Annotated in this window: 29 protein-coding genes and 1 riboswitch; of the genes, 4 read left to right on the top strand and 25 right to left on the bottom strand. The window is 66.6% G+C overall.

Going from position 1 to position 24,294, the window contains the following annotated elements; all coding sequences use genetic code 11:
• Positions 1-85: 85 nt before the first annotated feature.
• The gene (locus tag AABF56_RS15935) at positions 86-523 is read right to left on the bottom strand and encodes a pseudoazurin (RefSeq protein WP_244769890.1); all 438 of its coding nucleotides are present in this window, start codon (positions 521-523) and stop codon (positions 86-88) included.
• Between the two features lie 193 nt (positions 524-716).
• Entirely contained in the window at positions 717-1,430 is a 714-nt protein-coding gene (locus AABF56_RS15930; protein ID WP_272806680.1) for a fumarylacetoacetate hydrolase family protein, read from the bottom strand.
• Positions 1,431-1,562: 132 nt separating this feature from the next.
• Between AABF56_RS15930 and hpaR the strand changes: the two genes are divergently transcribed.
• Positions 1,563-2,066, top strand: a complete 504-nt coding sequence (gene hpaR / locus AABF56_RS15925) for a homoprotocatechuate degradation operon regulator HpaR (RefSeq protein WP_272806679.1) — start codon at positions 1,563-1,565, stop codon at positions 2,064-2,066.
• Between the two features lie 12 nt (positions 2,067-2,078).
• On the opposite strand, the gene hpaI is transcribed toward hpaR, so the two are convergent.
• The 8 genes from hpaI to AABF56_RS15885 form a co-directional block, all read right to left on the bottom strand.
• On the bottom strand, positions 2,079-2,885 hold the full coding sequence (hpaI, locus tag AABF56_RS15920) for a 4-hydroxy-2-oxoheptanedioate aldolase (protein ID WP_272806678.1): 807 nt from the start codon (positions 2,883-2,885) through the stop codon (positions 2,079-2,081).
• 9 nt (positions 2,886-2,894) lie between these two features.
• Positions 2,895-3,698 (bottom strand): 2-oxo-hept-4-ene-1,7-dioate hydratase, encoded by an 804-nt coding sequence (hpaH, locus tag AABF56_RS15915; RefSeq protein WP_272806677.1) that lies wholly within the window; start codon positions 3,696-3,698, stop codon positions 2,895-2,897.
• 2 nt (positions 3,699-3,700) lie between these two features.
• On the bottom strand, positions 3,701-4,570 hold the full coding sequence (locus AABF56_RS15910; RefSeq protein WP_272806676.1) for a fumarylacetoacetate hydrolase family protein: 870 nt from the start codon (positions 4,568-4,570) through the stop codon (positions 3,701-3,703).
• Positions 4,571-4,643: 73 nt separating this feature from the next.
• Positions 4,644-5,624, bottom strand: coding sequence for a 3,4-dihydroxyphenylacetate 2,3-dioxygenase (gene hpaD / locus AABF56_RS15905; protein WP_272806675.1), 981 nt, complete (start codon positions 5,622-5,624; stop codon positions 4,644-4,646).
• Positions 5,625-5,684: 60 nt separating this feature from the next.
• Complete coding sequence (gene hpaE, locus AABF56_RS15900; RefSeq protein ID WP_272806674.1) at positions 5,685-7,202, bottom strand: 5-carboxymethyl-2-hydroxymuconate semialdehyde dehydrogenase; 1,518 nt, start codon at positions 7,200-7,202, stop codon at positions 5,685-5,687.
• A gap of 11 nt (positions 7,203-7,213) precedes the next feature.
• Positions 7,214-7,600 carry a 5-carboxymethyl-2-hydroxymuconate Delta-isomerase gene (locus tag AABF56_RS15895; RefSeq protein WP_272806673.1) on the bottom strand — a complete coding sequence of 129 codons (387 nt, stop codon included), beginning with the start codon at positions 7,598-7,600 and terminating at the stop codon, positions 7,214-7,216.
• A 67-nt stretch (positions 7,601-7,667) separates the two neighbouring features.
• Positions 7,668-8,174 carry a flavin reductase gene (locus AABF56_RS15890; protein ID WP_272806672.1) on the bottom strand — a complete coding sequence of 169 codons (507 nt, stop codon included), beginning with the start codon at positions 8,172-8,174 and terminating at the stop codon, positions 7,668-7,670.
• A gap of 10 nt (positions 8,175-8,184) precedes the next feature.
• Positions 8,185-9,744, bottom strand: a complete 1,560-nt coding sequence (locus AABF56_RS15885; protein WP_272806671.1) for a 4-hydroxyphenylacetate 3-hydroxylase N-terminal domain-containing protein — start codon at positions 9,742-9,744, stop codon at positions 8,185-8,187.
• Positions 9,745-9,839: 95 nt separating this feature from the next.
• Here AABF56_RS15885 and AABF56_RS15880 point away from each other — a divergent pair, with 95 nt between their 5' ends.
• Both AABF56_RS15880 and tsaA read left to right on the top strand, forming a co-directional pair.
• Positions 9,840-10,721: a helix-turn-helix domain-containing protein gene (locus AABF56_RS15880; RefSeq protein WP_272806670.1), complete on the top strand. Its 882-nt coding sequence runs from the start codon at positions 9,840-9,842 to the stop codon at positions 10,719-10,721.
• 116 nt (positions 10,722-10,837) lie between these two features.
• Positions 10,838-11,359, top strand: a complete 522-nt coding sequence (gene tsaA / locus AABF56_RS15875; protein ID WP_272806669.1) for a tRNA (N6-threonylcarbamoyladenosine(37)-N6)-methyltransferase TrmO — start codon at positions 10,838-10,840, stop codon at positions 11,357-11,359.
• Between the two features lie 56 nt (positions 11,360-11,415).
• On the opposite strand, the gene AABF56_RS15870 is transcribed toward tsaA, so the two are convergent.
• Positions 11,416-11,625: a TOBE domain-containing protein gene (locus tag AABF56_RS15870; protein ID WP_064331336.1), complete on the bottom strand. Its 210-nt coding sequence runs from the start codon at positions 11,623-11,625 to the stop codon at positions 11,416-11,418.
• Positions 11,626-11,800: 175 nt separating this feature from the next.
• On the opposite strand from AABF56_RS15870, the gene AABF56_RS15865 reads away from it, so the two are divergent.
• Entirely contained in the window at positions 11,801-12,646 is an 846-nt protein-coding gene (locus AABF56_RS15865; RefSeq protein WP_272806668.1) for an amidohydrolase family protein, read from the top strand.
• On the opposite strand, the gene AABF56_RS15860 is transcribed toward AABF56_RS15865, so the two are convergent.
• From AABF56_RS15860 to AABF56_RS15795, 14 genes are all read right to left on the bottom strand, one after another.
• Complete coding sequence (locus AABF56_RS15860) at positions 12,647-13,252, bottom strand: thiamine phosphate synthase (RefSeq protein ID WP_272806667.1); 606 nt, start codon at positions 13,250-13,252, stop codon at positions 12,647-12,649.
• Positions 13,249-14,022, bottom strand: a complete 774-nt coding sequence (locus AABF56_RS15855) for a thiazole synthase (protein ID WP_272806666.1) — start codon at positions 14,020-14,022, stop codon at positions 13,249-13,251. The genes AABF56_RS15860 and AABF56_RS15855 overlap by 4 nt, the downstream gene beginning before the upstream one ends.
• 1 nt (position 14,023) lies before the next feature.
• Entirely contained in the window at positions 14,024-14,221 is a 198-nt protein-coding gene (gene thiS, locus AABF56_RS15850; RefSeq protein ID WP_272806665.1) for a sulfur carrier protein ThiS, read from the bottom strand.
• Positions 14,218-15,204, bottom strand: a complete 987-nt coding sequence (thiO, locus tag AABF56_RS15845; RefSeq protein WP_272806664.1) for a glycine oxidase ThiO — start codon at positions 15,202-15,204, stop codon at positions 14,218-14,220. Before thiO ends, thiS begins: the two co-directional genes overlap by 4 nt.
• A 2-nt stretch (positions 15,205-15,206) precedes the next feature.
• The gene (gene thiC, locus AABF56_RS15840) at positions 15,207-17,030 is read right to left on the bottom strand and encodes a phosphomethylpyrimidine synthase ThiC (protein ID WP_272806663.1); all 1,824 of its coding nucleotides are present in this window, start codon (positions 17,028-17,030) and stop codon (positions 15,207-15,209) included.
• A 92-nt stretch (positions 17,031-17,122) separates the two neighbouring features.
• A riboswitch (TPP riboswitch) is annotated at positions 17,123-17,239 on the bottom strand.
• 292 nt (positions 17,240-17,531) lie between these two features.
• The gene (locus AABF56_RS15835; protein WP_064331329.1) at positions 17,532-18,248 is read right to left on the bottom strand and encodes a Bax inhibitor-1/YccA family protein; all 717 of its coding nucleotides are present in this window, start codon (positions 18,246-18,248) and stop codon (positions 17,532-17,534) included.
• 31 nt (positions 18,249-18,279) lie between these two features.
• Positions 18,280-19,053 carry an anti-sigma factor family protein gene (locus tag AABF56_RS15830; RefSeq protein WP_272806662.1) on the bottom strand — a complete coding sequence of 258 codons (774 nt, stop codon included), beginning with the start codon at positions 19,051-19,053 and terminating at the stop codon, positions 18,280-18,282.
• On the bottom strand, positions 19,040-19,585 hold the full coding sequence (locus tag AABF56_RS15825; protein WP_244768125.1) for a sigma-70 family RNA polymerase sigma factor: 546 nt from the start codon (positions 19,583-19,585) through the stop codon (positions 19,040-19,042). The genes AABF56_RS15830 and AABF56_RS15825 overlap by 14 nt, the downstream gene beginning before the upstream one ends.
• A gap of 54 nt (positions 19,586-19,639) precedes the next feature.
• Complete coding sequence (locus AABF56_RS15820; RefSeq protein ID WP_272806661.1) at positions 19,640-20,077, bottom strand: YqaA family protein; 438 nt, start codon at positions 20,075-20,077, stop codon at positions 19,640-19,642.
• A 4-nt stretch (positions 20,078-20,081) separates the two neighbouring features.
• Positions 20,082-20,912, bottom strand: coding sequence for an alpha/beta hydrolase (locus AABF56_RS15815; protein WP_272806660.1), 831 nt, complete (start codon positions 20,910-20,912; stop codon positions 20,082-20,084).
• A 14-nt stretch (positions 20,913-20,926) separates the two neighbouring features.
• Positions 20,927-21,613: an ABC transporter ATP-binding protein gene (locus AABF56_RS15810; protein ID WP_272806659.1), complete on the bottom strand. Its 687-nt coding sequence runs from the start codon at positions 21,611-21,613 to the stop codon at positions 20,927-20,929.
• Positions 21,610-22,359 carry an ABC transporter ATP-binding protein gene (locus tag AABF56_RS15805; RefSeq protein WP_272806658.1) on the bottom strand — a complete coding sequence of 250 codons (750 nt, stop codon included), beginning with the start codon at positions 22,357-22,359 and terminating at the stop codon, positions 21,610-21,612. Before AABF56_RS15805 ends, AABF56_RS15810 begins: the two co-directional genes overlap by 4 nt.
• Positions 22,352-23,326: a branched-chain amino acid ABC transporter permease gene (locus AABF56_RS15800; RefSeq protein ID WP_272807519.1), complete on the bottom strand. Its 975-nt coding sequence runs from the start codon at positions 23,324-23,326 to the stop codon at positions 22,352-22,354. Before AABF56_RS15800 ends, AABF56_RS15805 begins: the two co-directional genes overlap by 8 nt.
• A gap of 2 nt (positions 23,327-23,328) precedes the next feature.
• Positions 23,329-24,249 (bottom strand): branched-chain amino acid ABC transporter permease, encoded by a 921-nt coding sequence (locus tag AABF56_RS15795; protein WP_272806657.1) that lies wholly within the window; start codon positions 24,247-24,249, stop codon positions 23,329-23,331.
• Between the last annotated feature and the right edge of the window lie 45 nt (positions 24,250-24,294).

The following is a 24,294-nucleotide window of genomic DNA, read 5'->3' as shown; positions in this document are numbered from 1 at the left end:
TCGCGCTCCTCCGTCACCGGGCAAAGAAAACCCGGAGCGGATCGCTCCGCCCCGGGTTTCCGCCCCCGCCCCGAAAGAAGGGCCGTTACAGGCCCGCTGCCGCGATCGCCGCGTCCATGCGCTCGCGGGCCTTCTTCGGCAGCTTGCCGGTCTTGACCGCGTCGAGATTGGCCGGCGCATCGCCGACGACCACCACGCCCACCATGCCCATGCCGACATGCGGCGTGCACTTGACGCCATAGGCGCCGGCCTTGTCGAGGGTGATCTTGAAGTTCTCGTTGATCTTGCTCTTGAAGGCCTCCGCCCCCTCGGGGATCATGCCCTTGATCGTCTCGACATTGTGTCCCTTGTCGGTGGGGATGAAGGTGATGGTATCGCCGGGGGCGACCTTCACGAAGGCCGGCTCGAACACCATGGCACCCTCGGCGCCCTTGTTCAGCATATGCACTTCGAAATCTGCCGCTGCTGCCGGAAGCGCAAGCGCCAGAATGACTGCTGCCGCGCCGACGATGCTCTTTGCCATGGTACGCACTGGAATTCTCCTTGCTGACGAACGTCTCTCGTTCATGAGCTAGGAAGTAGACCCGCCGGCGGTCCCGCTCTTTGACTTTAATCAAACAACGCGGCGATGGCGCGTGGCGTCCTGTCGCAGGTCCTGCAGGCGCCCTTGAGGGGCGCCGGCAGGTGCCGGGCGTGGCGCCGTTTCCGACCCGCTTTCAGGCGACCGCGAAGGCGACTTCGTCCAGTCCGTCGATATGCGCCAGCATCCTGTCGCCCCTTGCCACCGCGCCGACGCCGGCCGGCGTGCCCGCGAAGATCAGGTCGCCGGGCTTCAGGGTGAAGAGGCGCGAGAGGTAGGCGATCATTTCCGGTACCTTCCAGATCATCTGGTTGAGGTTGCCGTCCTGGCGGACCGTATCGTTGACCGTGAGCCGGATCGCGCCTTCGCCCGGATGGCCGATGTCGGCGGCGGGGTGGATCGGCCCGCAGGGGGCGGAATACTCGAAGGCCTTTGCGACCTCCCAGGGCCGGCCGTGTTTCTTCGCCTCCGCCTGCAGGTCGCGGCGCGTCATGTCGAGACCGACGGCATAGCCGTAGACGCAGGCGAGCGCCCGCTCGACGGGAATGTCCGTGCCGCCGCCGTGAAGCGCGACGACCAGCTCGACCTCGTGGTGCACGTCGCGGCTGGCGGCGGGATAGGGAAAGGCGCTGCCCGGCGGCACCAGCGTGTCGGGATTCTTCTGGAAGAAGAAGGGCGGCTCCTTGTCGGGGTCATGGCCCATTTCGATGGCGTGGTCTGCGAAGTTGCGCCCGACGCAATAGATCCGGTGAACCGGAAAGAGCGCGGCGCTGCCCCGGATCGGCAGGCAGGGGACGGGCGTGGGCGGAAAAAGAAGGTTCGTGTCGGATGTGGATGTTTCAGGCGTCATGGGCTGTTGCACTTTCGCTGGCTGGCTTCACCGGCGACGCTAGCATGCCGGGCAGCCGCAATCGATCCGTTGACGCTGTTCCATGCGGCCCGGCGCATTGCGCAGGCCGGAAAAATCGCGGATAGAGGCAGGATGACGAACGGTGCCCCTCTGGACATGAACATTCCCGACGAAACGAAGGATGCCCTGCCGCGCGAACGCCGCCGGTCGCTGGCCATCGGCCTCCTGAAAGCGCGCGAGGCGGTGATGAGCCATTTCCGGCCGATCCTTGCCGATCACGACGTGACCGAGCAGCAATGGCGGGTGATCCGCGCGCTTTCGGAAGCCGGTACCCTCGATGCGACGGAGGTGGCGGAGAAGGCCTTCATCCTGGCGCCGAGCCTGACGCGCATGCTGCGGTCGCTGGAGGAGCGCGGCCTGATCACCCGGCACAAGGACAGGGAAGACGGCCGCCGCGTGCTGCTGCGGCTCGCGCCGGCCGGCCAGGCGGTCATCGACGAGGTCATGCCGGATTCCCGCCGCGTCTATGCGGATATCGACGCCCGTTTCGGCGCGGAGCGCGTCGAGGAACTGCTCGACATGCTGGAAGAGCTCGCCGCCCTCAAGCTCGACGGCAAGGCGGGCGGCGAGGAATAGGGCAATTCCGGATCAGTAGACCCTGGCGCCGGCCGGTGCCTCCGCCGGCTCGGCGGCCTTGAAATCGGCGAGCAGCTTCGTCGTGGCATTGGCGAGCAGCGTCACGTCATTGCCGATGGCGACAAAGGTGGCGCCGAGCTCCAGGTAGTGCTTGGCAAGCCCGAGGTCGCCGATCAGGATGCCCGCCGCCTTGCCGTGTGCCTGGATCTTCTTCAGCGCCTTTTCCACCTCGGCCTGCACTTCGGGCGCGCCCGGCCTGCCTAGGAAGCCCATGTCGGCGGCAAGGTCGGCCGGGCCGATGAAGACGCCGTCGACGCCCTCGGTTCCGGCGATGTCGTCGAGCGCCTCCAGCCCGGTGCGGTTTTCGACCTGCAGCAGCAGGCAGATTTCCGCGTTCGCCGTCTGCAGATAGTCCGCCGTGCGGTTGAAGGCGGAGGCTCTGGCGAGCGCCGCGCCGACGCCGCGCACGCCATGCGGCGGATAGCGCACGGCCTTCACCATCGCCTCGGCCATCGCCTCGCTGTCGACCATCGGGATGAGCAGCGTCTGCGCGCCGATATCCAGCAATTGCTTGATGATCCAGGTCTCGCCGACCGGCGGGCGGATGACGGCGTGGCTTGCCGTGCCCTTCATCGCCTGGAGCTGCGAGACGAGCAGCGGCACATCGTTCGGCGCGTGCTCGGCATCGAGCAGCAGCCAGTCGTAGCCGGCCTCGGCGCAGATCTCGACCGTGTAGGGATTGGCGAGCGCCTGCCAGAGGCCGATCTGCGCGTGGCCTTCGCGGAGCGCCTGCTTGAAGCGGTTTTTCGGAGCGGGCATCTTTCCACCTCAGGCGAAGAACAGGCTGACGGTGCCGTAGGGGCCGAAATCGCCGACGATCGTATCGCGGTGACGGGCTTCCACCGGCCGGATGAACGAACCGGCGAGCACGATCTGGCCGGCCTCGATGCCGTCGCCATACTGCGCGAGCCGGTTGGCGAGCCAGGCGACGCCGCGCGCCGGCTGGTTGAGCACGCCGGCGCCGAGGCCGGTTTCCTCGACCTCCGCATTGCGGCTGACGATGGCGCCCATCCAGCGCATGTCGATCGCGTCCGGCCGCACCGCGCGCCCGCCGGTGACGATGCCGGCATTGGCGGCATTGTCGGAGATCGTGTCGAAGATGGTGCGTGCCTTCTTCGTTTCGGGGTCGACGCGCAGGATGCGCGTGTCGAGGATTTCCAGCGCCGGGGTGACGTAGTCCGTGGCGTTCAGCACGTCGAAGATGGTGATGCCCGGCCCTTTCAGCGGCGCCTTCATCACGAAGGCGATCTCTGCCTCGACGCGCGGCTGGATGAAGCGGCCGGCCGGCACGGTCGCGCCGTCCTCGAAGACCATGTCGTCGAAGAGCACGCCGGAATCCGGGATGTCGATGTTCAGCGCATATTGCATGGCCTTGGAGGTGAGGCCGATCTTCCAGCCGATCACCCGGCGACCGTCGGCGATCTTCTTCTTCACCCAGGCCCCCTGGATCGCATAGGCGTCGTCCATGGTGATGCCGGGGTGCTTCAGCGAGAGAAGGCCGGTCTGGATGCGGGTGCGCTCGGCCTCGTCGAGGCTGGCCGCGGCGGCGTGGATCTCCTCTGGCGTCATCATGATCAGACCTCGTCGGCGATGGTGTTGCGGAGCGTGCCGATGCCCTCGGCCTCGACCTCGACCACGTCGCCCGGCTTCAGCCAGATCGGCGGATCGAAGCGCGCGCCGGCGCCGGTCGGCGTGCCGGTGACGATGACGTCGCCGGGCACGAGCGTCGTGAAGGTGGAGATATAGGCGATGATCTTGCGGAAGGAGAAGATCATGCGGCCGGTGCGGTCGCTCTGGCGCACCTCGCCGTTGACGCGGGTTTCGAGCCGGATGTCGGCAAGCTGGCTTTCGTCCGCATAGGGCACGAGCCAGGGGCCGATCGAGCCGCTCCGGTCGAAGTTCTTGCCCTGGGTGACGTTGAACTTGGCATGGCGCACCCAGTCGCGGATGGTGCCCTCGTTGCAGAGCGAGAGGGCCGCGATGTGGCTCAGTGCGTCGGCTTCCGCGATCCGCCGCCCGTCCTTGCCGATGACGATGACGATCTCGCCCTCGTAGTCGAGCTGCGGGCTTTCCGGCGGGCGGATCAGCGGCCGGTCGTGGCCGGTGAAGGATCGCGGGAAGCGGATGAACAGCGAGGGATTGGCGGGGGCGGCCTGGCCGTCCTTGTATTCCGCGTTGCGGTCAGGAAAGTTCACGCCGACGCAGACGATCTTCTCCGGCGCGGGGATCGGGATCTCGTAGTTGATCTCGTCCAGCGCATGATCCGGCTTCTGCCCGGCTGCGGCACTCAGCAGTTCGCCGAAGGCACCGGCTTCCACGACTTCCTTCAGCGTCAGGAAGCGGCCGGCAAACCGGGTGGAAAGGTCGATCACGCCGTCCGCGACGATCAGGCCGTAGCCCTTGCGCGGGCCGATGCTGAAGCTGGCAAATCTGGGATGGTCCATCCTGGTGTTCCCTGGCAGTGCCACCGGGCAGGGGCCTCTGCCGGCGGTGTCCTCGATGCGGTCGGCGCGCCCTTCAGGGCGCGATGATGGGCTGGGCCTTGAGCTGCGAATCCGCGACCTCGGTGCCGGCGAAGAGGCTGCCGTGCTCGAACCAGGATTTCGGCGCCGGAGCGCCCCAGAGCGTCTGGCGCTGCGGGTCCTTCAGGTCCCACTTGATGGGTTCAAGGTCGGGGTCGACCGTCTGGTAGTCCGAGCAGTAGATCTCGATGCGGTGCCCGTCAGGATCGAGGATATAGAGGAAGAAGGCATTGGAAATGCCGTGGCGGCCGGGGCCGCGCTCGATATGGTCGACCCAGCCGGTCGTCGCCATCAGGTCGAGCAGGTCGATGATGTTGAGCGGCGTCGGCACCCAGAATGCGGTGTGGTGCAGGCGGGGTCCACGGCCATTGGTGAAGGCGATGTCGTGCACGCCGCCCTTGCGATGGGTCCAGGCCGCCCAGAGCTTTCCGGTCTCTTCGTCCTGCGTATATTCCGTCACGCGAAAGCCGAGCTCGTTGTAGAAGGCGACGGAGGCATCGACATCGGGCGAGAAGCAGTTGAAGTGGTCGATGCGCAGCGGCTTGACGCCGCGATAGAGCGCATATTTCTGGTGGATCGGCGGCAGGCGGTCCATCTTCGTGTAGAATTCCAGGGGAATGCCGTGCGGATCGCGCGTGCGGAAGGTGCGGCCCTGGTAGGGGCGCTCGACCCATTCCACCGGCAGGCCCTTGCCCTTGAAGAAGCGCACGGCCTTTTCGAGGTCCTCCTCGTCGAAGACCTTGAAGCCGAGGTCGCGGGCTTCCGGCTTGCCGGATTTCCGCAGCACGATGCAATGGTGGCCGCGCTCCTCCATGGCGCGCAGATAGATCGTGTCGGCGGTCTCGCCCGTCACCTGCAGGCCGAGCGTGTCGACGTAGAAGGCGCGGGACTTTGCAAGGTCGGTGACGCCGAACTCGACATGGCTGAGGCGCACGATGTTGAAGGGCGGGTAGAGGTTCGGCTGGGGTACGGGCATGGGTTCCTCCTCAAGCCCGCCTCGGCAGGCGAGGACGGGCGCAGTCTGGTCTTCCGGCGGTCAGCCGCCGAGTTTCGGGATGGCATGGGCGCTTGTGGCGAAGGCGATGTTCTTCGTCTCCATGTAGAAGTCGAAGGACCAGTCGCCGCCATCCCGGCCGATGCCGGAATTCTTCACGCCGCCGAAGGGCGTTGGCAGGTGGCGCACATTCTCCGAATTCACCCAGATCATGCCGGCGTCGAGACGATCGGTGAAGCGGAAGGCGCGTGTGACGTCCGATGTCCAGAGATAGCCGGTGAGGCCGTACTGGACATCGTTGGCGAGCGCGAGCGCTTCGGCCTCGTCCTTGAAGGGGATGGCGGTCAGCACCGGCCCGAAAATCTCCTCCTGGGCGATGCGCATGCCGTTGTTCGCGCCGGTGAAGAGCGTTGGCGCGACATAGCAGCCGCCGCCCGGCCCGTCGAATTTTTCCCCGCCGGCCGCGACCGTCGCGCCCTCGGACCGGCCGATGGCGATATATTCGAGAACCTTCTTCTCATGCACCGGGTGGATGAGCGGGCCGACGACGGTTTCCGGATCGAGCGGATGGCCGACCTTGATGCGTTTCGCCTTCTCGGTGACGAGGGCGGTGAAGCGGTCGTAGATGCTCTCCTCCACCAGCAGGCGGGAGGAGGAAGTGCAGCGCTCGCCGTTCAGCGAATAGATCATGAAGATGGCGGCATCCGCCGCGCGTTCGAGGTCCGCGTCGGCGAAGACGATGACCGGGTTCTTGCCGCCGAGCTCGAAATGCACGCGCTTCAGCGTGTCGGCGCCCTGCTTCATGATCATCGAGCCGGTGCGGCTTTCGCCGACGAAGCCGATGGCCTTGATGAGGGGATGTTCGGTGAGCGCCTTGCCGGCATCTTCGCCAAAGCCGTTGACGAGGTTCCACACGCCCTTGGGCAGGCCCGCGTCCTCGGCGATCTCCACGAGCAGGCGCGCCGTCAGCGGCGAGAACTCGGCCGGCTTGTGCACGATGGTGCAGCCGGCGGCGAGCGCCGGGGCGATCTTCCAGGTGGACAGCATGAAGGGCGTGTTCCACGGCGTGATGATGCCGACCGGGCCGATCGGCACGCGGGTCGTCATGTTGACCTGGCCCTCGGCGCGCAGCGTCCTGCCGTCGCGGGCCTCCGGCGCGCGGTCGGCGAAGAAGCGGAAGTTCTCCGCCCCGCGCAGCGCGGCCTTGGCCATGAAGCGCAGCGACTGCCCGGTGTCCATGCATTCGACGAAGGCGATCTCCTCGGCCCGCGCCACGATGGCGTCGGCGATCCTGTGCAGCAGCTTCTTGCGCGCGTCACCGGGCATGGCCGCCCAGTCCGCGAAGGCGGCCTTGGCGGCTTTCGCGGCGCGGTCGATATCGGCCGCCCCGCCCTTGGCGACCGTGGCGAGCGGCTTCAGGTCGACGGGGGAGATGGTCTCGAAGGTCGCGCCGCCTTCGGCGGGAACATCCTCGCCGGCGATGCGGTTCAGAACGCCGTGTTCCTTGAAGCGGGCGAGATAGGCGTCCGCCTTCGCGCTGTTTTCCTGAAATTTCGTCATGACATGTCCTGCTATTGGCCGCGAAGGCGCGGATGGATGGCGTTCTTCTTCCAGCTCAGCTCCGCGTCGATCTCGCGGATTTCCAGCGACAGCGCGAAATGCGGCGTCTCGAAGAGCGGGGCAAGCAGCCGGCTCGCCGCGGCGAACAGCGCCTCGCCGGCGCGTTCCTTCTCCTCGGCGCTGCGGCCCTTGCCGATGCGGAAGTTGAGGTCGATGAAGGCGTTTTCCGGCAGGCGGTCGGCGATGGCGTAGTGATCGGCGCGGAGTGCCCGCACCCGCACCGCCCCGACCTCGAAGAGGCCGGTTTCCAGCACCGTCGCCAGCAGCCCGGCGCAGAGGGCGTCAAGATCGGCGCGGCCTTCCAGATTGGCCGAATATTCGACGGTCAGGTGCGGCATCGTTCCTCCCGGCGCGCAGTTATTATTTAACATGTTAAATACAAGGTCGCATGTCAAGAGGGTTTCGTCAACCGCCGAAACTGCCGGCCTGCGTCGGCACATGCACATAGTTGCGGTCGAAATAGAGCAGCGCATGCCCATCGCGCCGGCTGCGGATATCCACGACCTCGCCGATGAGGATGTTGTGCGTGCCGACCGGCCGCGCCTCCGTCAGCCGGCAATCGAAGGAGACGATGGCGTCCGTCAGCGCCTGGTTGCCGGAGGGCAGGTCCAGCCAGTTCGCATCGGCATAGCGCGCCTCCATGTCCGCCTGTCGGCCGGCGAAGGAGGCGGCGAGCGCCTTGTGCTCCTGCGTCAGCACATTGACGCAGAAACGCTGGTTCTCGATGAAGAGGCTCGTCTGCGCCGAGCGGCTGTTCATGCAGACGAGCAGGGTGGGCGGCTCATCGGTCACCGAGCACATGGCGGTGGCGGTGAAACCGCCGCGGCCGGCAGGCCCCTTGGTGGTGATCACGTTGACCGGGGCGCAGACGCGCGCCATGGCGTTGCGGAATTCGGTCTTGGAAACCTCCATGGCGACGCCCTCATTCGGCGGCGTTGCTGAGGGCGCCGTCGCCGAGCGGCGGCAGCCAGGTGTCGCCGGTCCAGCCGGTCTCGTCATAGTCCGCCATGCATTGGTCGACCAATGCTTCCATTTCCTTGAGGCGTCCGCCGCGCTCCGCGCCCTTCAGCACCTGCAGGCGCACTTCCTCCGGCGCGCCGGCATAGTTCAACTCGTAGAGCGCGTGGCGGCCGCCGAACTCCGTGCCGGTCGCATCCCACAGCAGCTTCATGATCTTGATGCGCTCGATATGCCCCATGTCGTTCGAGCCGCGGACATATTGCGCGAGATAGCGGTCGATTTCCGGATTGGCGAAATCCCTGGCCGAGGAGGGGAGATAGATCAGGCCGGAGGCGACGGTGCGGCGCACGATGTCGATGACCTTCGGATAGGCTTCGGACATGAAGGTGCGGTAGCAGAGCGCGGCTTCGAGGTTCGGCAGTACCGCGCCGTTCGCCCAGGGGATGGGGTTGTAGGCCATGGCGTTGGAGAAGGACCAGAACTGGTGGCGGATGGCGATCACCTCGCCGAGCATCGCCTGGTTGCCGCGGAAGGCGTCGCCCCCGGTCGCCCGCAAGGCTTTCGCCAGCAGGCCGGCCAGAAAATCCATCTTCACCGCAAGCCGCGTGCAGCCCTGGAAGCAATAGCCGTGCATGAAGCCGGAGGCCGGGTGGAAGGAGAGGATTTTTGCCGCATCGCGCAGCACCAGCACGTCCTCCCACGGTATGAAAACATTGTCGAGCACGAGGATGGCGTCGTTCTCGTCGAAGCGCGAGGAGAGCGGGTAGTCGAAGGGATGGGCCGCTGTCGCTGCCGTCTGTTCGTAGGAGGTGCGGCAGAACATTTTTACGCCGGGTGCATTCATCGGCAGGATGAACATGACCGACAGCGACGGGTCCTCGGTGACGGTGGCCGAGCTCTGGGCGAGGAAATTATAGTGCGTCAGCGCCGAGGAGGTGGCGACGACCTTGGCGCCCGAGACATAAATCCCGGCATCGGTCTCCTTCGTGATGTGAACGAAGACGTCCTTCACCGCGTCGGCCGGCTTGTGGCGGTCGATCGGCGGGTTGACGATGGCGTGGTTCATGAAGAGCACGCTTTCCTGCGCGCGGCTGTGCCAGGAAAGCGCATTGTCCTTGAACGGGCCGTACCAGTCGGCATTCGCCCCGAGCGTATTCATCAGCGCCGCCTTGTAATCGGCCGTGCGGCCCATCCAGCCGTAGGACATGCGCGCCCAATCGGCGATGGCGCCCTGCTGGGCGACGAGATCGGCGGCGGAATGGGCGACGCGGAAATATTTGTGCGTGTAGCCGCCGGAGCCCGTGTCGGTCGGCGATGTCAGGCGCTCCTTGCGCTTCGGGTCGTGCAGCGCATCGTACATGCGGGCGATGGAGCGGGCCGAATTGCGCATGGCCGGATGGCTGGTGACATCGGCGATGCGTTCGCCGTTGATATAGACCTCGCGCCCGTCGCGCAGGCTTGCGAGATATTCGGCGCCGGTAAACGGCCGGGTCTTGTCGCTGCGATGGTCTTCCGCGCGCATGGGGTGCTCCTCCTTGAAAATCCTGACAAACGCTAAGTCGGGGCCGCCAGGAGCACCATGGACAAACACGGCAATTCGCTGGTACTTTTTCCGGCATGACCCTTCGCAAGGATGTTCCTGCCTTCTTCGTCTATGGCGAGCCGAGCCGCACGCTCGACGTCGGCTTCCTGCATGTCGAGACGGTGATGGAGCGGAAAAGCCTGCATTTCGGGCAGGTCGCGCCGCACAAGCATCCGCTGATGGGGCAGATCACCTACTGGTTCAAGGGCGAGGGGCGCTACCAGATCGAGGATCGGACTTGGAATTTTTCCGCTCCGGCGATCAGCTTCGTGCCGAGCAACGTCGTGCACGGCTTCGATGTCGGCGAACAGTCGGATGCCATCGTCGTCTCCATCTCGGACGACCAGCTGCGAGCGATGGCGCCGCAGGTGGATCTGGCGCTCGATGCGCCGGTGCTGCTTTCCGGCGCGGCGGATGCCCCGGGCTGGACGCGGATCGACGCGCTGCTCGCCATGGTGATGGAGGAATATCGCGGCGGCGCGGGGGCGAGCGAGCGGGTGCTTGCCGGGCTGATCGGCGTCGTGCTTTCGCTGATGGCGCGGCTCGGCGGTCCGGGCGGCTTTGCGGCGGCCTCGCCAGCGGTCGCGCTGGGGCTGGAACTGCGCCGCGCCATTGACCGGCACTACCGGGAGGACTGGCCGGTCGGGCGCTATGTCGAGCGGCTGGCGACGACGCCGCACCTGCTCGACAAGGCGGCACGCACGGTCTTCGGCCAGACGGTGAAGGACATGGTGCTGGAACGGCGCCTGCTGGAGGCCAAGCGCCTGCTGCGCTTCACCATCCGTCCGGTGGAGGATATCGGCCGGGAGATCGGCTTCGAGGATCCCGCCTATTTCTCGCGTTTCTTCCGCAAGCGGGCCGGCCTTTCCCCGACGGACTGGCGTGCGCGGAATGCCGAGGCGTCCGGTGCCGGCTGAGGCTGCCTGCGCCAAGGGGGTCAATCTGTCGCCGTCTTCCCGTCTCCGGGCATCTTTCCCTCATCGCGTTCGGAGGTTATCGTCATATTTCAAGAAATACAGCGATGGAGCGTTGCATGGTCCGGTTGAATGAGATCCGCGAGAACGAGGTGGCCATCACCCCGCCGGAGACCGCGGATGCGCACGTCGTCTTCATCGGCCGGATTTCGACGCCCTGGACCTCGCGCATGGAAACGCCGCGCCAGGGGCGCCCCGACGGGCCGGTCTGCACCATCGAGGTCTTCGAGCCCTGGGTGCAGGCATTGAAGGGGGCGGAGCGTTTCGAGCGGCTGGAGGTGCTCTACTGGCTGCACCAGTCGCGCCGCGACCTCGTGCTGCAGAGCCCGGCCTCGAATGGCGAGGTGCACGGCACCTTCTCGCTGCGCTCGCCCGTGCGCCCCAACCCGATCGGCACGTCGATCGTCGTCCTGGAGAAGATCGAGGGCAACCGGCTCTTCGTGCGCGGGCTCGACTGCCTCGACGGCACGCCGCTGATCGACCTGAAGCCGGAGCGCAGCCTGTTCAAGCCGATCGCGCCGCCGCAGAAGGGCGATTTCGCGACCGAGCCGGTGCGTATGTGCAAGAAAATCGACGAATGAAGCAATTCCAGTGAAAGTGCGAAGCGGTCTTGCGCCCGGAATTGCGCCGGGACATCCTAATCGTCGATACCCACCATCACGTCCGATGCCTTGATCAGCGCATAGGCCTCTCGGCCGGCGGCAAGGCCGAGTTCGTTCACCGCATCGTTGGTGATGGCGGCGGTGATGATCGAGCCGCCGACATCGATGCGGACATGGGCCGTCGTCGCGCCGAGAACGACCTCGACGATCTTGCCCTTGAGGCGGTTGCGTGCGCTGATCTTCATGCGGTTCCTCCTGTTGCTGGAAGGGAAGGTAGGAGGGGCGGGCCGGATTGGTAGCCTTTGCGGTTGTTCATGCTGTTTACCGCCGGGTGAAACGGGACGCCGCGCTCCGGTTAATTCGTATTTGAATGGACAATTCTTCTATGGCAGTGTTCGCCGTGCTTGGAGGAGGCCGCGCATGATCGTCGATACGCACCTGCATCTCATCTACCGGGACCTGCTGTCCTATCCCTGGCTTGCCGGCGTGCCGCCGCTCGATGACGATTTCACGCAGGAGACCTATGCGCGCGAAGCGCGCCGCCTCGGCATCGTCGCGGCGCTGCATATGGAAGTGGACGTGGCGGAGGGCGATATTGCGCGCGAGACGGCCATGATCGAGGGGCTTGCAAGGGAGGCGGGCAGCCTGCTCGTCGGCGCCATCGCCGCCTGCCGGCCGGAATCGCCCGACTTTCCGGCCTATCTCGAGGCGGTCCTCGCCAATTTCTTCGTGCGCGGCTTCCGCCGCGTGCTGCATGTCGTGCCGGACGATGTCTCCGAAGGCGCGCTCTTTCGCGAGAACATCCGGCGGCTGGCGGGCATCGGTCTCAATTTCGATCTCTGCGTCCTGCCGCATCAGATCGGGAAGGCGATCGCGCTGGCGGACCTTGCGCCCGACGTCTCCTTCGTGCTCGACCATTGCGGCGTGCCCGACATCAAGGGCGGCGGCTTCGATGCCTGGAAGGGGCCGGTCGCGGAGATCGCGCGCCGGCCGAACGTCACGGTGAAGCTGTCCGGCATCCCCGCCTATGGCGCGGAAGACTGGACGCTGGAGGACCTGAAGCCCTATTTCGCCCATGTGGTGGAGCATTTCGGCTTCGAACGCATGGTCTGGGGCAGTGACTGGCCGGTCTGCACGCTCGGCGGCGGGCTTTCCACCTGGATCGGCGCGACGCAGGCGCTGCTGTCAGGCGTCAGCCTGGAAGACAAGCGCCGCGTGCTCTCGGAAAATGCCGAGCGGCTCTGGAAGATCGCGCCGAAGGCGTGATCACCGCCAGCGTGCCGTGCGCGCGATCCATTCGCGCGTGCGCGCCTCCGGATCGGCGTTCAGCGTGATGTCGGTCACCACGGCGGCGCTGTCGGCGCCGTTTTCGAAGACGGCCGACAGGCGATCCGGGTTGAGCCCGCCGATGGCGACGAGGGGAAGCGGTGCGATGCGCGTCTTCCAGTCCCTGAGCCGCCCGACGCCTTGCGGCGCCCATTTCATCTTCTTCAGGATCGTCGGCCAGACCGGGCCGAGCGCCACATAGTCGGGCCTTGCCGCAAGCGCGATGTCGAGCTCGGCATCGTCATGGGTGGAAAGGCCGAGCTTCATTCCGGCCGCGCGGATGGCGCCGACATCGGCGGTCGCCAGATCCTCCTGTCCGAGATGCACGTAATCGCAGCCCTCCTCGATGGCGATCTGCCAGTAGTCGTTGACGATGAGCTGGCAGCCATGTTCGGTGCATGTGGCTTTCGCCCTGCGGATCTCGTCACGCAGGCGATAGTCCGGCGTGTTCTTCATGCGCAGCTGCACGAGTTTCACGCCGACCGGCACGAGCCGGTCGATCCAGTCGGCGCTGTCGACGATGAGGTAGAAGGGATCGAGCGTCATGAGAAGACGGCCTTTCCGATGACGGGGGTGGAGGGAACGGCCATGTCGCGAGGCTCCAGCGGCACGGCGGCATGGGCGAGGCGGCCGGCATCGATGGCGAGCGCGAAGGCTTCTGCCATCGCCGCCGGATCGCCGGCGCCGGCGACGGCGGTGTTGAGCAGCACGGCGTCATAGCCGAGTTCCATGACGCCGGCGGCGTGCGAGGGGCGGCCGATGCCGGCATCGACGATCAGCGGCACGTCGGGGAAATGCGCCCGGAAGGTGCGCAGCGCCATCGGATTCACTGGTCCCATGGCCGAGCCGATCGGCGCGCACCAGGGCATCAGCACGCGGCAGCCGGCCTCGACCAGCTTTTCCGCGACGACGAGGTCGTCCGTCGTATAGGGGAAGACCTGGAAGCCTTCGCCCGTCAGGATGCGCGTCGCCTCGACGAGGCCGAAGACGTCGGGCTGCAGGGTGTCGTGATGGCCGATCACCTCCAGCTTGATCCAGTCCGTGCGGAAGACCTCACGCGCCATCTTCGCTGTCAGCACGGCCTCCTGCACGCTGTGGCAGCCGGCGGTGTTGGGCAGGACATGCACGCCGAGCGCATGGATCAGCTCGAAGAACGCGCCACCCGCCTTGCCGCCGGCGGTTTCCCGCCGCAGCGACACGGTGACGATCTCCGCCTTCGCGCGGCGCACGGCCTCGGCGAGGATCGCGGGGGAGGGATAGCGGGCGGTGCCGAGCAGCAGGCGCGAGCGCACCTCCTTATCGTAGAGCTTCAGCATGTCAGCCTCCCTGCATGGGCGAGAGGATCTCGATGCGATCGCGTGCGCCGAGCGTGAAGCCGGCGCGGTCCTCGCGGTGCACCAGCTCGCCGTTGACCGCCGTCGCCAGCCATTCGCCCTCATAATCGAGAACGGAGAGGAGGTCGGCGAGCGTCGCGGCCGCGACCTCCTGTTCCTCGCCGTTGATGATGAAGGTCATGATGCCCTCCTTTCCGGTCGTGCCTGTTCTGCAAGAAGCCGCCGCGCGACCTCCGCCGCCATGGCGGGGGCCAGCAGGAAGCCGTGGCGATAGAGGCCGTTCACATGGAGCGTGCCATCATGCTCGCTCACGCGCGGCAGGTTGTCGGGATAGGCCGGGCGGATGCCGGCACCGGTTTCCGTGAGCCGCGCCTCGCCAAAGGCCGGGTGCAGCGTGTAGGCGGCGTTCAGCAGTTCCATGAGCGAGCGGGCGGTGATGCCGCCGCCGTCGGCGCTCTCGATCATGGTTGCGCCCACCATGAAACGGTTCCTTCCGCGCGGTACGACATAGATCGGATGGCGCGGATGCAGCAGGCGGACAGGGCGGGAGAGGTTGATCTCCGGGGTTTCCACATAGAGCATCTCGCCGCGCACGCCCCGGAGGTCCGGCAGCTGGCCGATCCGGGCCGCGCCGGTGCAGTCGACCACGCGGTCGTAGCGTGCCGCATCCGGCGTGCCGTCCGCGCCGAAGAGGAAGCGCATGCGCGCCTCCTCCAGCCCGGCGGTGAGGGCCGAGAGCGCCCGTTGCGGATCGAGATGGGCCTCCTGCCGGAAGAACAGGGCCTTGGGGAAGCGGCCGGCGAGATCCGGCTCCAGCTCGGCGATGGCCGCGGCATCCAGCCATTCCCAGCCGCTCGTGCGGCGGGCGAAGCGGTCGAGCTCCCCGGCATCGCGGCCGGCGGCAACGACCAGCGTTCCCTGGCGGCTGACATGGCCGGGCACGGCCGCCTCCCACCAGTCGGCGGCCGAGCGGCCGAGCGTGAGCACGGGCTCCTCCGCGCTCTCCCGCTCGCACCAGGGTGCCAGCATGCCGCCGGCAAAGCCGGAGGCCCCGAGGCCCACCTTTTCGGCGCGCTCGGTGATGGTGACGTCGAAACCGTGGCGATAGAGCTGCCAGGCGACCGTGAGGCCGGCAACGCCGGCCCCCTTGACGAGGACGCGCATGGTCATTCTCCGGCCGGGGCGCCGGCAAGCGGCATATAAAGGTCGCCGCCGTCGCGATATTTCGCCGCCATGGCCTCCAGTCCCTCCTTCTGCGCCTCGGCGCGGATATCGTGCGAGATGCGCATGGAGCAGAATTTCGGGCCGCACATGGAGCAGAAATGCGCCACCTTGTGCGCCTCCTTCGGCAGCGTCTCGTCGTGGAACGCGCGCGCGGTCTCCGGATCGAGCGAGAGGTTGAACTGGTCCTCCCAGCGGAACTCGAAGCGGGCGCGCGACAGCGCGTCGTCGCGGATCTTCGCCGCCGGATGGCCCTTGGCGAGGTCGGCGGCGTGGGCGGCGATCTTGTAGGTGATGACGCCGACCTTCACGTCGTCGCGGTCGGGCAGGCCGAGATGTTCCTTCGGCGTGACGTAGCAGAGCATGGCCGTGCCGAACCAGCCGATCATCGCGGCGCCGATGCCCGAGGTGATGTGGTCGTAGCCGGGGGCGATGTCGGTCGTCAGCGGCCCGAGCGTGTAGAAGGGCGCCTCGCCGCAGGTCCTCAGCTGCTTGTCCATGTTCTCCTTGATCTTGTGCATCGGCACATGGCCGGGGCCTTCGATCATCACCTGGCAATCCTTTGCCCACGCGATCTGCGTCAGCTCGCCGAGCGTTTCGAGTTCGGCGAACTGCGCGGCGTCGTTGGCGTCGGCGATCGAGCCGGGGCGGAGGCCATCGCCCAGCGAAAAGGAGACGTCATAGGCGCGGCAGATGTCGCAGATCTCCTCGAAATGCTCGTAGAGGAAGCTTTCCCGGTGGTGATGGAGACACCATTTGGCCATGATCGAGCCGCCGCGCGAGACGATGCCGGTGACGCGGTTCACGGTGAGCGGGATATAGGCGAGCCGCACGCCGGCATGGATGGTGAAATAGTCGACGCCCTGTTCGGCCTGCTCGATCAGCGTGTCGCGGAAGACCTCCCAGGTGAGGTCCTCGGCAATGCCGTTCACCTTCTCCAGCGCCTGGTAGAGCGGCACGGTGCCGATCGGGACCGGCGCATTGCGGATGATCCATTCGCGGATGTTGTGGATGTTGCGGCCGGTGGAAAGGTCCATGACCGTATCGCCGCCCCAGCGGATCGCCCAGACCATCTTCTCGACCTCTTCCGCCATGGAGGAGGTGACGGCGGAATTGCCGATATTGGCATTGATCTTCACCAGGAAATTCCGGCCGATGATCATCGGCTCGGCTTCCGGATGGTTGATGTTGGCCGGGATGATGGCCCGGCCGCTCGCGACTTCCTGGCGAACGAATTCCGGCGTGACGAAGTCGGGGATATGGGCACCGAAGCTCTCGCCGTCGCGGATGAGCGCCTCTTTGGCGGCCTTGCGGCCGAGGTTCTCGCGGATGGCGATGAATTCCATTTCCGGCGTGATGATGCCGGCGCGGGCATAGGCGAGCTGGGTGACGGCCTTGCCGTCCTTCGCCCGGCGCGGCCGGTTGCGCACGGGAAATTCCGGCGTCAGCCGTTCGCCGGAGGCAAAGCCGTTGTCTTCCGGGCGGATGTGGCGGCCTTCATAGTCCTCGGTGTCGCCGCGCGCCGCGACCCAGGCTTCGCGCAGCCGCGGCAGGCCGCTCTCGATCGAGACGACATGGGCGGGGTCGGTATAGGGGCCGGAGGCGTCGTAGACGATGACCGGCGGTTCGCCGGAGGTCGGGTGCAGCGCGATCTCGCGCATCGGCACGCGGATCTCCGGGTGCTGCTCGCCGGCTATGTGGATCTTTCGCGAGGCGGGAAGGGCGCCCGTCGTGACGGTGGGGGTGAGCTTCTGGGCGGCAATGTTCATCGTGAGGCTCCAAGTTTGCGGTTGGAGACCCAGTCCTAGAGCCGGAATGATGGAAGGACGCGTAGGCGGAATCCGGGTTGCGGATTTCGGGTTCTACAGCGCTTGCACCGTCCCTACGCCAGTATGAACTGGATCAGGTTCAACGGGTCACTGCGCTGCGAATGCCAGCAGTATCTCAGCCCCTTGTCGGGACCCCCCTGGTGAATGCCCTAAGCAAAGACGCTGCGTGGCGATTTGTCAACGGGGTAAAATATGTAAGAATAAGCTTACGTTATATTGCGCGAAACACGCTGCAGAAACGAGCCATGCAACCCATATGGCCGCTTGTTCCGTTTCTCGCGGCGCCCTCTCCTCGGTCATGCTCGGGCTTGACCCGAGCATCCATAGCCGCGGGCGGAACGTGGATCCTCGGCTCAAGGCCGAGGATGACGGCAGTGGGTGGAGGCAAACGGAAACGGCGGGGTTTTACCCCGCCGTTCTCTTTGAAATCCCTTGCGAAAACTACTCGCGTTCGCCGGTGAAATTCAGCAGGAGCTGGAAGATGTTGACGAAGTTCAGGTATAGCGAAAGCGCGCCGAACACGGCCATTTTCTGCTGCGATTCCTGGTCGATGTTCTCGGCATACTGTTCCTTGATGTTCTGCGTGTCCCAGGCGGTGAGGCCGACGAAGACGGCGATGCCGATCACGGAGATGGCGAACTGCAGTGCGGTCGAACCGAGGAAGATGTTGACGATCGAGGCGATGATGACGCCGATCAGGCCCATGATCAGGAACGAGCCGAACTTCGACAGGTCACGCTTCGTCACATAGCCGTAGAGGCTCGTCGTGCCGAACATGGTGGCGGCGATGAAGAAGGTGCGGGCGATGCTCGTACCGGTGAAGACGAGGAACACCGAGGCGAGCGACAGGCCCATGACGGCGCAGAAGGCCCAGAAGGTCATCTGCGCGGCGCTGGCCGACATCGTCTGGATCTTGAACGAGAAGAAGAAGACGAAGGCGAGCGGCGCCAGCATCACCACCCACTTCAGCGGCGAGGAGAAGATCGGCACGTAGAGGGCCGGCGTCGAGCCGACGATAAAGGCGACGAGGCCGGTGATGACGAGGCCTGCGCCCATGTAGTTGTAGACGCGCAGCATGTGCTGGCGCAGGCCCTCGTCGAAGAGGGCGGCCGACTGCGCCTGCGCGCCGTAGCCAAATCGCTGTTGTACGGGGTCCATCGAATGTCTCCTTCGGTTTGGAAGCGGTTGATCAGTAGAGCGTGCGCGAGAGATCGCGCGCGGTTTGCGCCAGGTCGTCGGCCTTGCGGCTTTCCGACACAAGCGCATAGGCGACGTCGCCGATCTGCCAGTAGGCGGCCCGGGCATTGTCGGCGTGGAAGAGCAGGACATGCTGCACGGCGAACGAGCCGGGGCGTACCGCGAACAGCGACAGGCGCTCGTCCTTGCGCGGTTCCAGCACCAGCTCGACGCTCGGGCCGTAGGCGGAGGGGAAGACCTGCGTGTCGATCACGCCCCAGCCCTTCGGCAGGTCCGGCAGCACGATCGCGGTTGCCGAGCGGATCTCGGCCGGATCGAAGGTCTCGGTCTCCGGCTGGGAGGCCATGGTGTCGCGCAGCAGCGTCGTCCTGTGCGCGCGCACGGCCTCCTCCACGAAGGCGGGCGGCGGCGTGGAGGCCACGACCTCGGTGGCGCCGAAGGGGCCGAGCACGGCATGGGCCGTCCAGCCGGCGGCAACGAACAGGGCGATGGCCGCGGCGCGGCGGAAGACGGAGAAGATGCGGCGGCGCGACAGCGAGCGCTCCAGAAGCCGCGCGGCCTCGCGCGTTTCCTGCCGGATCACCGTGCGATGGTCGGCGAGCGCCAGGCGAAGCTCGTCGCGCACGCGCAGGTCCTTCATGACCTGCGCCGCGACCTCCGGCCGTTCCGAAAGATAGGCCTCCACCTCGATGCGCCGGCCGACGGCGAGCTGCTCGTCGACATAGGCGTTGAGATCGGTTTCGAGAATGGGATCATTGCTTGTCATCGCCAGTGCCTCCGACGAGCCTGAGATGTGTGACGGGAGCGGCCGCGCCGCTCTGTTCGAAGGCGCGCAGCCGCTGGCGGGCGCGGGCGACGCGCGACATCAGCGTGCCGACCGGAATGCCCAGCGTTTCGGCCGCCTCCTGATAGGAAAGCTCCTCGATCGCGACGAGATGCAGGGCCTCGCGCTGGTCTTCCGGCAGGGCGAAGAAGGCGTTGCGCAACTGCGTCAGGCGCACCGAATGGTCCTGGTTCGCCGGGACGGACGCCTCCGCCAGTTCCGCCGCCGCATCGTGGCGGCGTTCCTGCGAGCGGCGCTGGCGCAGGCGGTCGACATGCGCATTGTGCAGGATCGACATCAGCCAGTTGCGCACGCTGGCGCCGGTGCGGAAGGTCGATTGTCGCTCATATGCCTTGACCAGCGCATCGTGCACCAGGTCCTCGGCCTCGTCCGGATTGCGCACGAGGGAGAGCGCGTAGCGCCTGAGCGCCGCGAGCTGTCCGATCACGTTGAAGCCGGGTGTCTTTCCGTTCATGCCCCAGTATACGAAAGCCGGGCGACGCCCATTCCATTCCTTCCGGAAAAAATTTCAGAGCCAGTGCAGCACGAGGGCGGCGAGCACGATGTAGCGGCCGAACTTGGCGATGGAAACGACGACCAGGAAGCGCAGGAAGGGTTCGCGCATGATGCCGGCCGCCACCGTCAGCGGATCGCCGATGACCGGCATCCAGCTGAAGAGCAGGCTCCACCAGCCGTATCTGCGATACCACCGCCCGGCCCGATCGAGGTGTCCGTCGCTGACCGGAAACCATCGTGACCCGCGAAACCGCTCGACGCCGCGGCCAAGCAGCCAGTTGACGACCGACCCCAGGATATTGCCGGTGCCGGCGACGAGGATCAGCAGCACGGGGGAATAGGTTCCGGTGGCCAGCAGGCCGCCGAGCACCGCTTCCGACTGGGCCGGCAGGATGGTGGCGGCGACGAGCGCGGCGAGGAAAAGGCCGCCATAGGCGGCAAGCGTGCTCATCGGGTCAGGGCGACAGCAAGGTTCTGGTGAGGGGGTGTTCGGGATCGGCGAGGCCGTCGACGATGTCGAAATGGTGCCGGTTCGGCTCGACGACGGTCGACGTCGCGGCGCCGAGGCCGGTCCAGATGTTGGTGAGCAGGGCGTTCTGGCGCAGGAACTCCGCCCGCTCCATGGCACCTGCCCAGCAGGTGAGCCGCGTGCCCTCGACAGGACGCAGCAGGGCCGGGCTCTCGGCGATGGCCTCCGCCTCGTCGATGTGCAGCCGTTCGTTCATGGCGGTATGCATGAGCGGGCGCAGGTCGTGCAGGCCGGAGAGCGAGAGGACGTGGCGGATGCGGGCGAGCGTTTCGGCGGAAAGCGGCGAGGGCTCCGACACCATGCGGCTGACGAGCTGGCCGCCCGCCGAATGGCCGATCAGGCGGAGCTCGCCGGCGACCAGTCCCGCCGCCGTTTCGATCGCCGCTGCGATCTCCCGCACGATGCCGCCGATGCGGATGGCCGGGCAGAGCGTGTAGGAGGGCATGGCGACGGCGTGGCCATGGGCGAGGGCGCCTGCGGCAAGGTGCGACCAGAAGCTTTTGTCGAGCCGCAGCCAGAAGCCGCCGTGCACGTAGACGACGAGGCCGCGTGGCGCGCCCTCGGGCAGGAAGAGGTCGAGGCGGTTGCGCTCGCCCTCGCCATAGGCAAGGTCGAGTCTTGCCCGGCCTTCGGCGGCAAGCGCCGTGCGCATCTGCTGCGCCGGTTCCACCCAGGCGGCGGGCCAGCGCGTGCCGCCCGGAATGTTGCCGCCGTTCTCGTAGGCGTCGTCCCAGTCGGTGATCCTGTAGCCGAACATGCCGTCCTCCGTTTTCAGACGCCGAGATAGCGGTCCTGCAGGTCGCGGGTAAAGGCCTGCGGCGGGCCGGAAAACACGGTGCGGCCCTTTTCCAGCACGCAGCAGCGATCGGTGAGCGGCAAGAGTTCCGAGAGCGTCTTGTCGACGACGAGGATCGACTGGCCCCCGGCCTTCAGCCGCCGGATCGCCGCCCAGATATCCTGCCGGATCACCGGCGCCAGTCCCTCGGTCGCCTCGTCGAGGATGAGGAGCTTCGGATTGGTCATCAGGGCACGGCCGATCGCCAGCATCTGCTGCTCGCCGCCGGACAGCGTATCGGCATATTGGCCCAGCCGCTCGCCGAGCCGGGGAAAGAGATCGACGACCTTCGCCAGTGTCCAGGCGCCGCGTCGGGCGGAGGCGAGGAGGTTCTCCTCGACCGTCAGGTTGGCGAAGCATCGGCGCCCCTCAGGCACCAGGCCGATGCCGAGCCGGGCGATGCGATGCGGCAGGAGGGAAGTCACGGTTTTGCCGCCGAAGGCGATGCGGCCGGCGCGGGCGGGCGTCAGGCCGAGGATCGAGCGGATCGTCGTCGTCTTGCCCATGCCGTTGCGGCCCATCAGCGCCACGACCTCGCCCTCGCCCACGGCCAGCGATACGCCGAACAGGGCTTGTGAAGCGCCGTAGAAGGTTTCGATCTCCTCAAGCACGAGCAGGCTCACGCGCGATCTCCCAGATAGGCCCGGCGCACCTCGGGGTCGTTGCGGATCTCGCTGACGCTGCCGGTCGTGATGATGCGGCCGTAGACCAGTACGGACACGCGGTCGGCAAGCGCGAAGACGGCGTCCATGTCGTGTTCCACCAGCAGGATCGGCGCTTCCTGGCGCAACCCGTCGAGAAAGCCGGTCAGCGTCTTCGAGCCTTCCGGTCCCATGCCGGCCATCGGCTCGTCGAGCAGGAAGGCTTTCGGCTCCATCGCAAGCGCAACGGCGATCTCGAGCTGTCGGCGTTCGCCGTGGGACAGCGCCGCGGCGGGCACGTTCGCCCGGTCGGCCAGGCCGACGCGCGACAGCATCCGCATTGCCGGTTCGGTGAGCGAGACGTCGCTCGCAACGGGGCGGAAGAAGCGCAGGCTCGTTCCCTGCCGCGCCTGCACGGCGAGCATGACGTTGCGCAGCGCGGAAAACTCCTGGGCGAGCGAGGATATCTGGAAGGTGCGGGCAAGGCCCATGCGGGCGCGCCGCGCCGTGTCGAGCATGGTGATGTCTGTGCCGAGGAAGCGGATGCTGCCGGCATCGGGCGCGAGCGCGCCGGAAATCTGGTTGATCAGCGTGCTCTTGCCCGCGCCGTTCGGGCCGATCAGCGCGTGGATCTCCCCGGACCTGAGATCGAGGCTCGCGCCGTTCGTCGCCTTCAGCGCGCCGAAGGATTTTTCGAGGTCTTTGACGTCGAGGACCGGTTCAACCATGGCGTGGCCTCCCGGCAAGAAGGCCGATCAGCCCACCGCGCGCGAAGAAGACGACGGCGAGCAGGACGAGGCCGAGGAAGAGCTGCCAGCGCTCCGTCAGGCCACCCAGCGCATATTCGAAGAGAACGTACAGCGCCGCGCCGGCCAACGGGCCGAACAGGCGGTTCTTACCGCCGAGGATGATCAGCACGATCAATTCGCCGGACATGTGCCAGGAGAGCATGGAAGGGCTGACGAAGCGGTTGAGATCGGCAAACAGCGCGCCGGCAAGGCCGGTGATCATGGCCGAGAGCACGAAGGCGACGAGACGGATCGCGAAGGGCGAGATCCCGATGGCGGCGAGCCTTGCCGGGTTCTGCCGCGCGGCCTCCAGCGCCGCGCCGAAGCGGGAGGCCCGCAGGCGGTGGAAGAGGAGAAGGCCCGCGAGCAGCAGCACGAAGACCACGACGAAATAGGGGAAGGGCTTTGCCGTGTTGAGGCCGGGAAAGCCGTTGCGCATGGAGAGCGACAGGCCGTCCTCTCCGCCATAGGCCGGCCAGGAGATCGCGAAATAATAGATCATCTGCGCGAAGGCGAGCGTGATCATGATGAAGTAGATGCCGGACGTGCGCAGGCTGACGAGGCCGATCGGCAGCGCGACGAGGCCGCAAAGGAGGATCGCGACGAGCCAGATGGCCGGCATGGCGGTCGTGCCCGGCAGGCCGAAGGCGACGGGCTCCATGTTGAAGGCATGGGTAGCCAGCACGCCGGCCACATAGCCGCCAAGGCCGAAGAAGGCGGCATGGCCGAAGGAGACGAGGCCGCCGAGCCCGAGCGCGATGTTGAGCCCGACCGCCGCCAGCGCCAGGATCGCGATGCGGGTGGCAAGCGTGATGTAGAAGGCCTCGCCGATGAAGAGCGCGGTGAGCGCGACGGCCGGCAGCAGGAGGGCGAGGAGGACGTTGACCGTCGTTTCGCGGGCTCCCATGGTCATGTTCTCGCCGAGAAAAGGCCGCTCGGCCGGAAGGCGAGGATGAGCGCCATCACGATATAGATGAGCATGGAGGCGAGCGCGGCGCCGACGGGACCGGCCTGCGTGGCCGGCATCATCAGCGCGAGCGCCTTGGGCAGCAGGAAACGGCCCATCGTATCGACGAGGCCGACGAGGATCGCGCCGATCAGCGCACCCTTGATCGAGCCGATGCCGCCGATCACGATGACGACGAAGGCGAGGATCAGCGCCGGCTCGCCCATGCCGACCTGCACCGATTGCAGCGCGCCGACCAGCGCGCCGGCAAGGCCGGCGAGCGCCGCCCCGAAGGCGAAGACGATCGTATAGAGCGAGCGGATGTCGATGCCGAGCGCGGCGATCATCTCGCGGTCGGATTCGCCGGCGCGGATGCGCATGCCGAGGCGGGTGCGGCCGATCAAAAGGTAAAGGCCGATGGCGACGATGACGCCGACACCGATGATGGCGAGGCGATAGAGCGGATATTGCCCGCCGCCGGGCAGCGTCACGGCGCCCTGCAGCAGGGGTGGGATAGCGAGATAGAGCGGAAAGGAGCCGAAGAGCCAGCGCGTACCCTCGGAGAAGATGAGGATCAGCGCGAAGGTGGCGAGTACCTGGTCGAGATGGTCGCGGGCATAGAGCCTGCGGATGATGGCGACCTCCATCAGTGCCCCGGCCGCCGCCGCCGCGGCAAGGCTTGCGACGAGGCCGAGCCAGAAGGAGCCGGTCGCGGCCGCGACCGCCGCGCAGGCGAAGGCGCCGACCATGTAGAGCGAGCCATGGGCAAGGTTGATCAGCCCCATCACGCCGAAGATCAGCGTCAGCCCGGCGGCAATGAGGAACAGCATCACGCCGAGCTGGAGCCCGTTCAAAAACTGTTCGATCAGGAGGGCGAGGGACAAGATGGCCGGTCCGGAAGGTCATGCGGGGACATCCGCCCGGGGGCG

Source organism: Shinella sp. WSC3-e, assembly GCF_945994535.1.
GTDB classification, from domain to species: domain Bacteria; phylum Pseudomonadota; class Alphaproteobacteria; order Rhizobiales; family Rhizobiaceae; genus Shinella; species Shinella yambaruensis.
Note: the sequence above shows the minus strand (reverse complement) of the source record. Positions and strands in the feature narration are given on the sequence as shown.

What these genes read in the sequence shown, in the direction of transcription:
- AABF56_RS15935 (WP_244769890.1), bottom strand. Translation starts at nt 523, where the DNA reads ATGGCAAAGAGCATCGTCGGCGCGGCAGCAGTCATTCTGGCGCTTGCG.
- AABF56_RS15930 (WP_272806680.1), bottom strand. Translation starts at nt 1,430, where the DNA reads ATGACGCCTGAAACATCCACATCCGACACGAACCTTCTTTTTCCGCCC.
- hpaR (WP_272806679.1), top strand. Translation starts at nt 1,563, where the DNA reads ATGACGAACGGTGCCCCTCTGGACATGAACATTCCCGACGAAACGAAG.
- hpaI (WP_272806678.1), bottom strand. Translation starts at nt 2,885, where the DNA reads ATGCCCGCTCCGAAAAACCGCTTCAAGCAGGCGCTCCGCGAAGGCCAC.
- hpaH (WP_272806677.1), bottom strand. Translation starts at nt 3,698, where the DNA reads ATGATGACGCCAGAGGAGATCCACGCCGCCGCGGCCAGCCTCGACGAG.
- AABF56_RS15910 (WP_272806676.1), bottom strand. Translation starts at nt 4,570, where the DNA reads ATGGACCATCCCAGATTTGCCAGCTTCAGCATCGGCCCGCGCAAGGGC.
- hpaD (WP_272806675.1), bottom strand. Translation starts at nt 5,624, where the DNA reads ATGCCCGTACCCCAGCCGAACCTCTACCCGCCCTTCAACATCGTGCGC.
- hpaE (WP_272806674.1), bottom strand. Translation starts at nt 7,202, where the DNA reads ATGACGAAATTTCAGGAAAACAGCGCGAAGGCGGACGCCTATCTCGCC.
- AABF56_RS15895 (WP_272806673.1), bottom strand. Translation starts at nt 7,600, where the DNA reads ATGCCGCACCTGACCGTCGAATATTCGGCCAATCTGGAAGGCCGCGCC.
- AABF56_RS15890 (WP_272806672.1), bottom strand. Translation starts at nt 8,174, where the DNA reads ATGGAGGTTTCCAAGACCGAATTCCGCAACGCCATGGCGCGCGTCTGC.
- AABF56_RS15885 (WP_272806671.1), bottom strand. Translation starts at nt 9,744, where the DNA reads ATGCGCGCGGAAGACCATCGCAGCGACAAGACCCGGCCGTTTACCGGC.
- AABF56_RS15880 (WP_272806670.1), top strand. Translation starts at nt 9,840, where the DNA reads ATGACCCTTCGCAAGGATGTTCCTGCCTTCTTCGTCTATGGCGAGCCG.
- tsaA (WP_272806669.1), top strand. Translation starts at nt 10,838, where the DNA reads ATGGTCCGGTTGAATGAGATCCGCGAGAACGAGGTGGCCATCACCCCG.
- AABF56_RS15870 (WP_064331336.1), bottom strand. Translation starts at nt 11,625, where the DNA reads ATGAAGATCAGCGCACGCAACCGCCTCAAGGGCAAGATCGTCGAGGTC.
- AABF56_RS15865 (WP_272806668.1), top strand. Translation starts at nt 11,801, where the DNA reads ATGATCGTCGATACGCACCTGCATCTCATCTACCGGGACCTGCTGTCC.
- AABF56_RS15860 (WP_272806667.1), bottom strand. Translation starts at nt 13,252, where the DNA reads ATGACGCTCGATCCCTTCTACCTCATCGTCGACAGCGCCGACTGGATC.
- AABF56_RS15855 (WP_272806666.1), bottom strand. Translation starts at nt 14,022, where the DNA reads ATGCTGAAGCTCTACGATAAGGAGGTGCGCTCGCGCCTGCTGCTCGGC.
- thiS (WP_272806665.1), bottom strand. Translation starts at nt 14,221, where the DNA reads ATGACCTTCATCATCAACGGCGAGGAACAGGAGGTCGCGGCCGCGACG.
- thiO (WP_272806664.1), bottom strand. Translation starts at nt 15,204, where the DNA reads ATGCGCGTCCTCGTCAAGGGGGCCGGCGTTGCCGGCCTCACGGTCGCC.
- thiC (WP_272806663.1), bottom strand. Translation starts at nt 17,030, where the DNA reads ATGAACATTGCCGCCCAGAAGCTCACCCCCACCGTCACGACGGGCGCC.
- AABF56_RS15835 (WP_064331329.1), bottom strand. Translation starts at nt 18,248, where the DNA reads ATGGACCCCGTACAACAGCGATTTGGCTACGGCGCGCAGGCGCAGTCG.
- AABF56_RS15830 (WP_272806662.1), bottom strand. Translation starts at nt 19,053, where the DNA reads ATGACAAGCAATGATCCCATTCTCGAAACCGATCTCAACGCCTATGTC.
- AABF56_RS15825 (WP_244768125.1), bottom strand. Translation starts at nt 19,585, where the DNA reads ATGAACGGAAAGACACCCGGCTTCAACGTGATCGGACAGCTCGCGGCG.
- AABF56_RS15820 (WP_272806661.1), bottom strand. Translation starts at nt 20,077, where the DNA reads ATGAGCACGCTTGCCGCCTATGGCGGCCTTTTCCTCGCCGCGCTCGTC.
- AABF56_RS15815 (WP_272806660.1), bottom strand. Translation starts at nt 20,912, where the DNA reads ATGTTCGGCTACAGGATCACCGACTGGGACGACGCCTACGAGAACGGC.
- AABF56_RS15805 (WP_272806658.1), bottom strand. Translation starts at nt 22,359, where the DNA reads ATGGTTGAACCGGTCCTCGACGTCAAAGACCTCGAAAAATCCTTCGGC.
- AABF56_RS15800 (WP_272807519.1), bottom strand. Translation starts at nt 23,326, where the DNA reads ATGGGAGCCCGCGAAACGACGGTCAACGTCCTCCTCGCCCTCCTGCTG.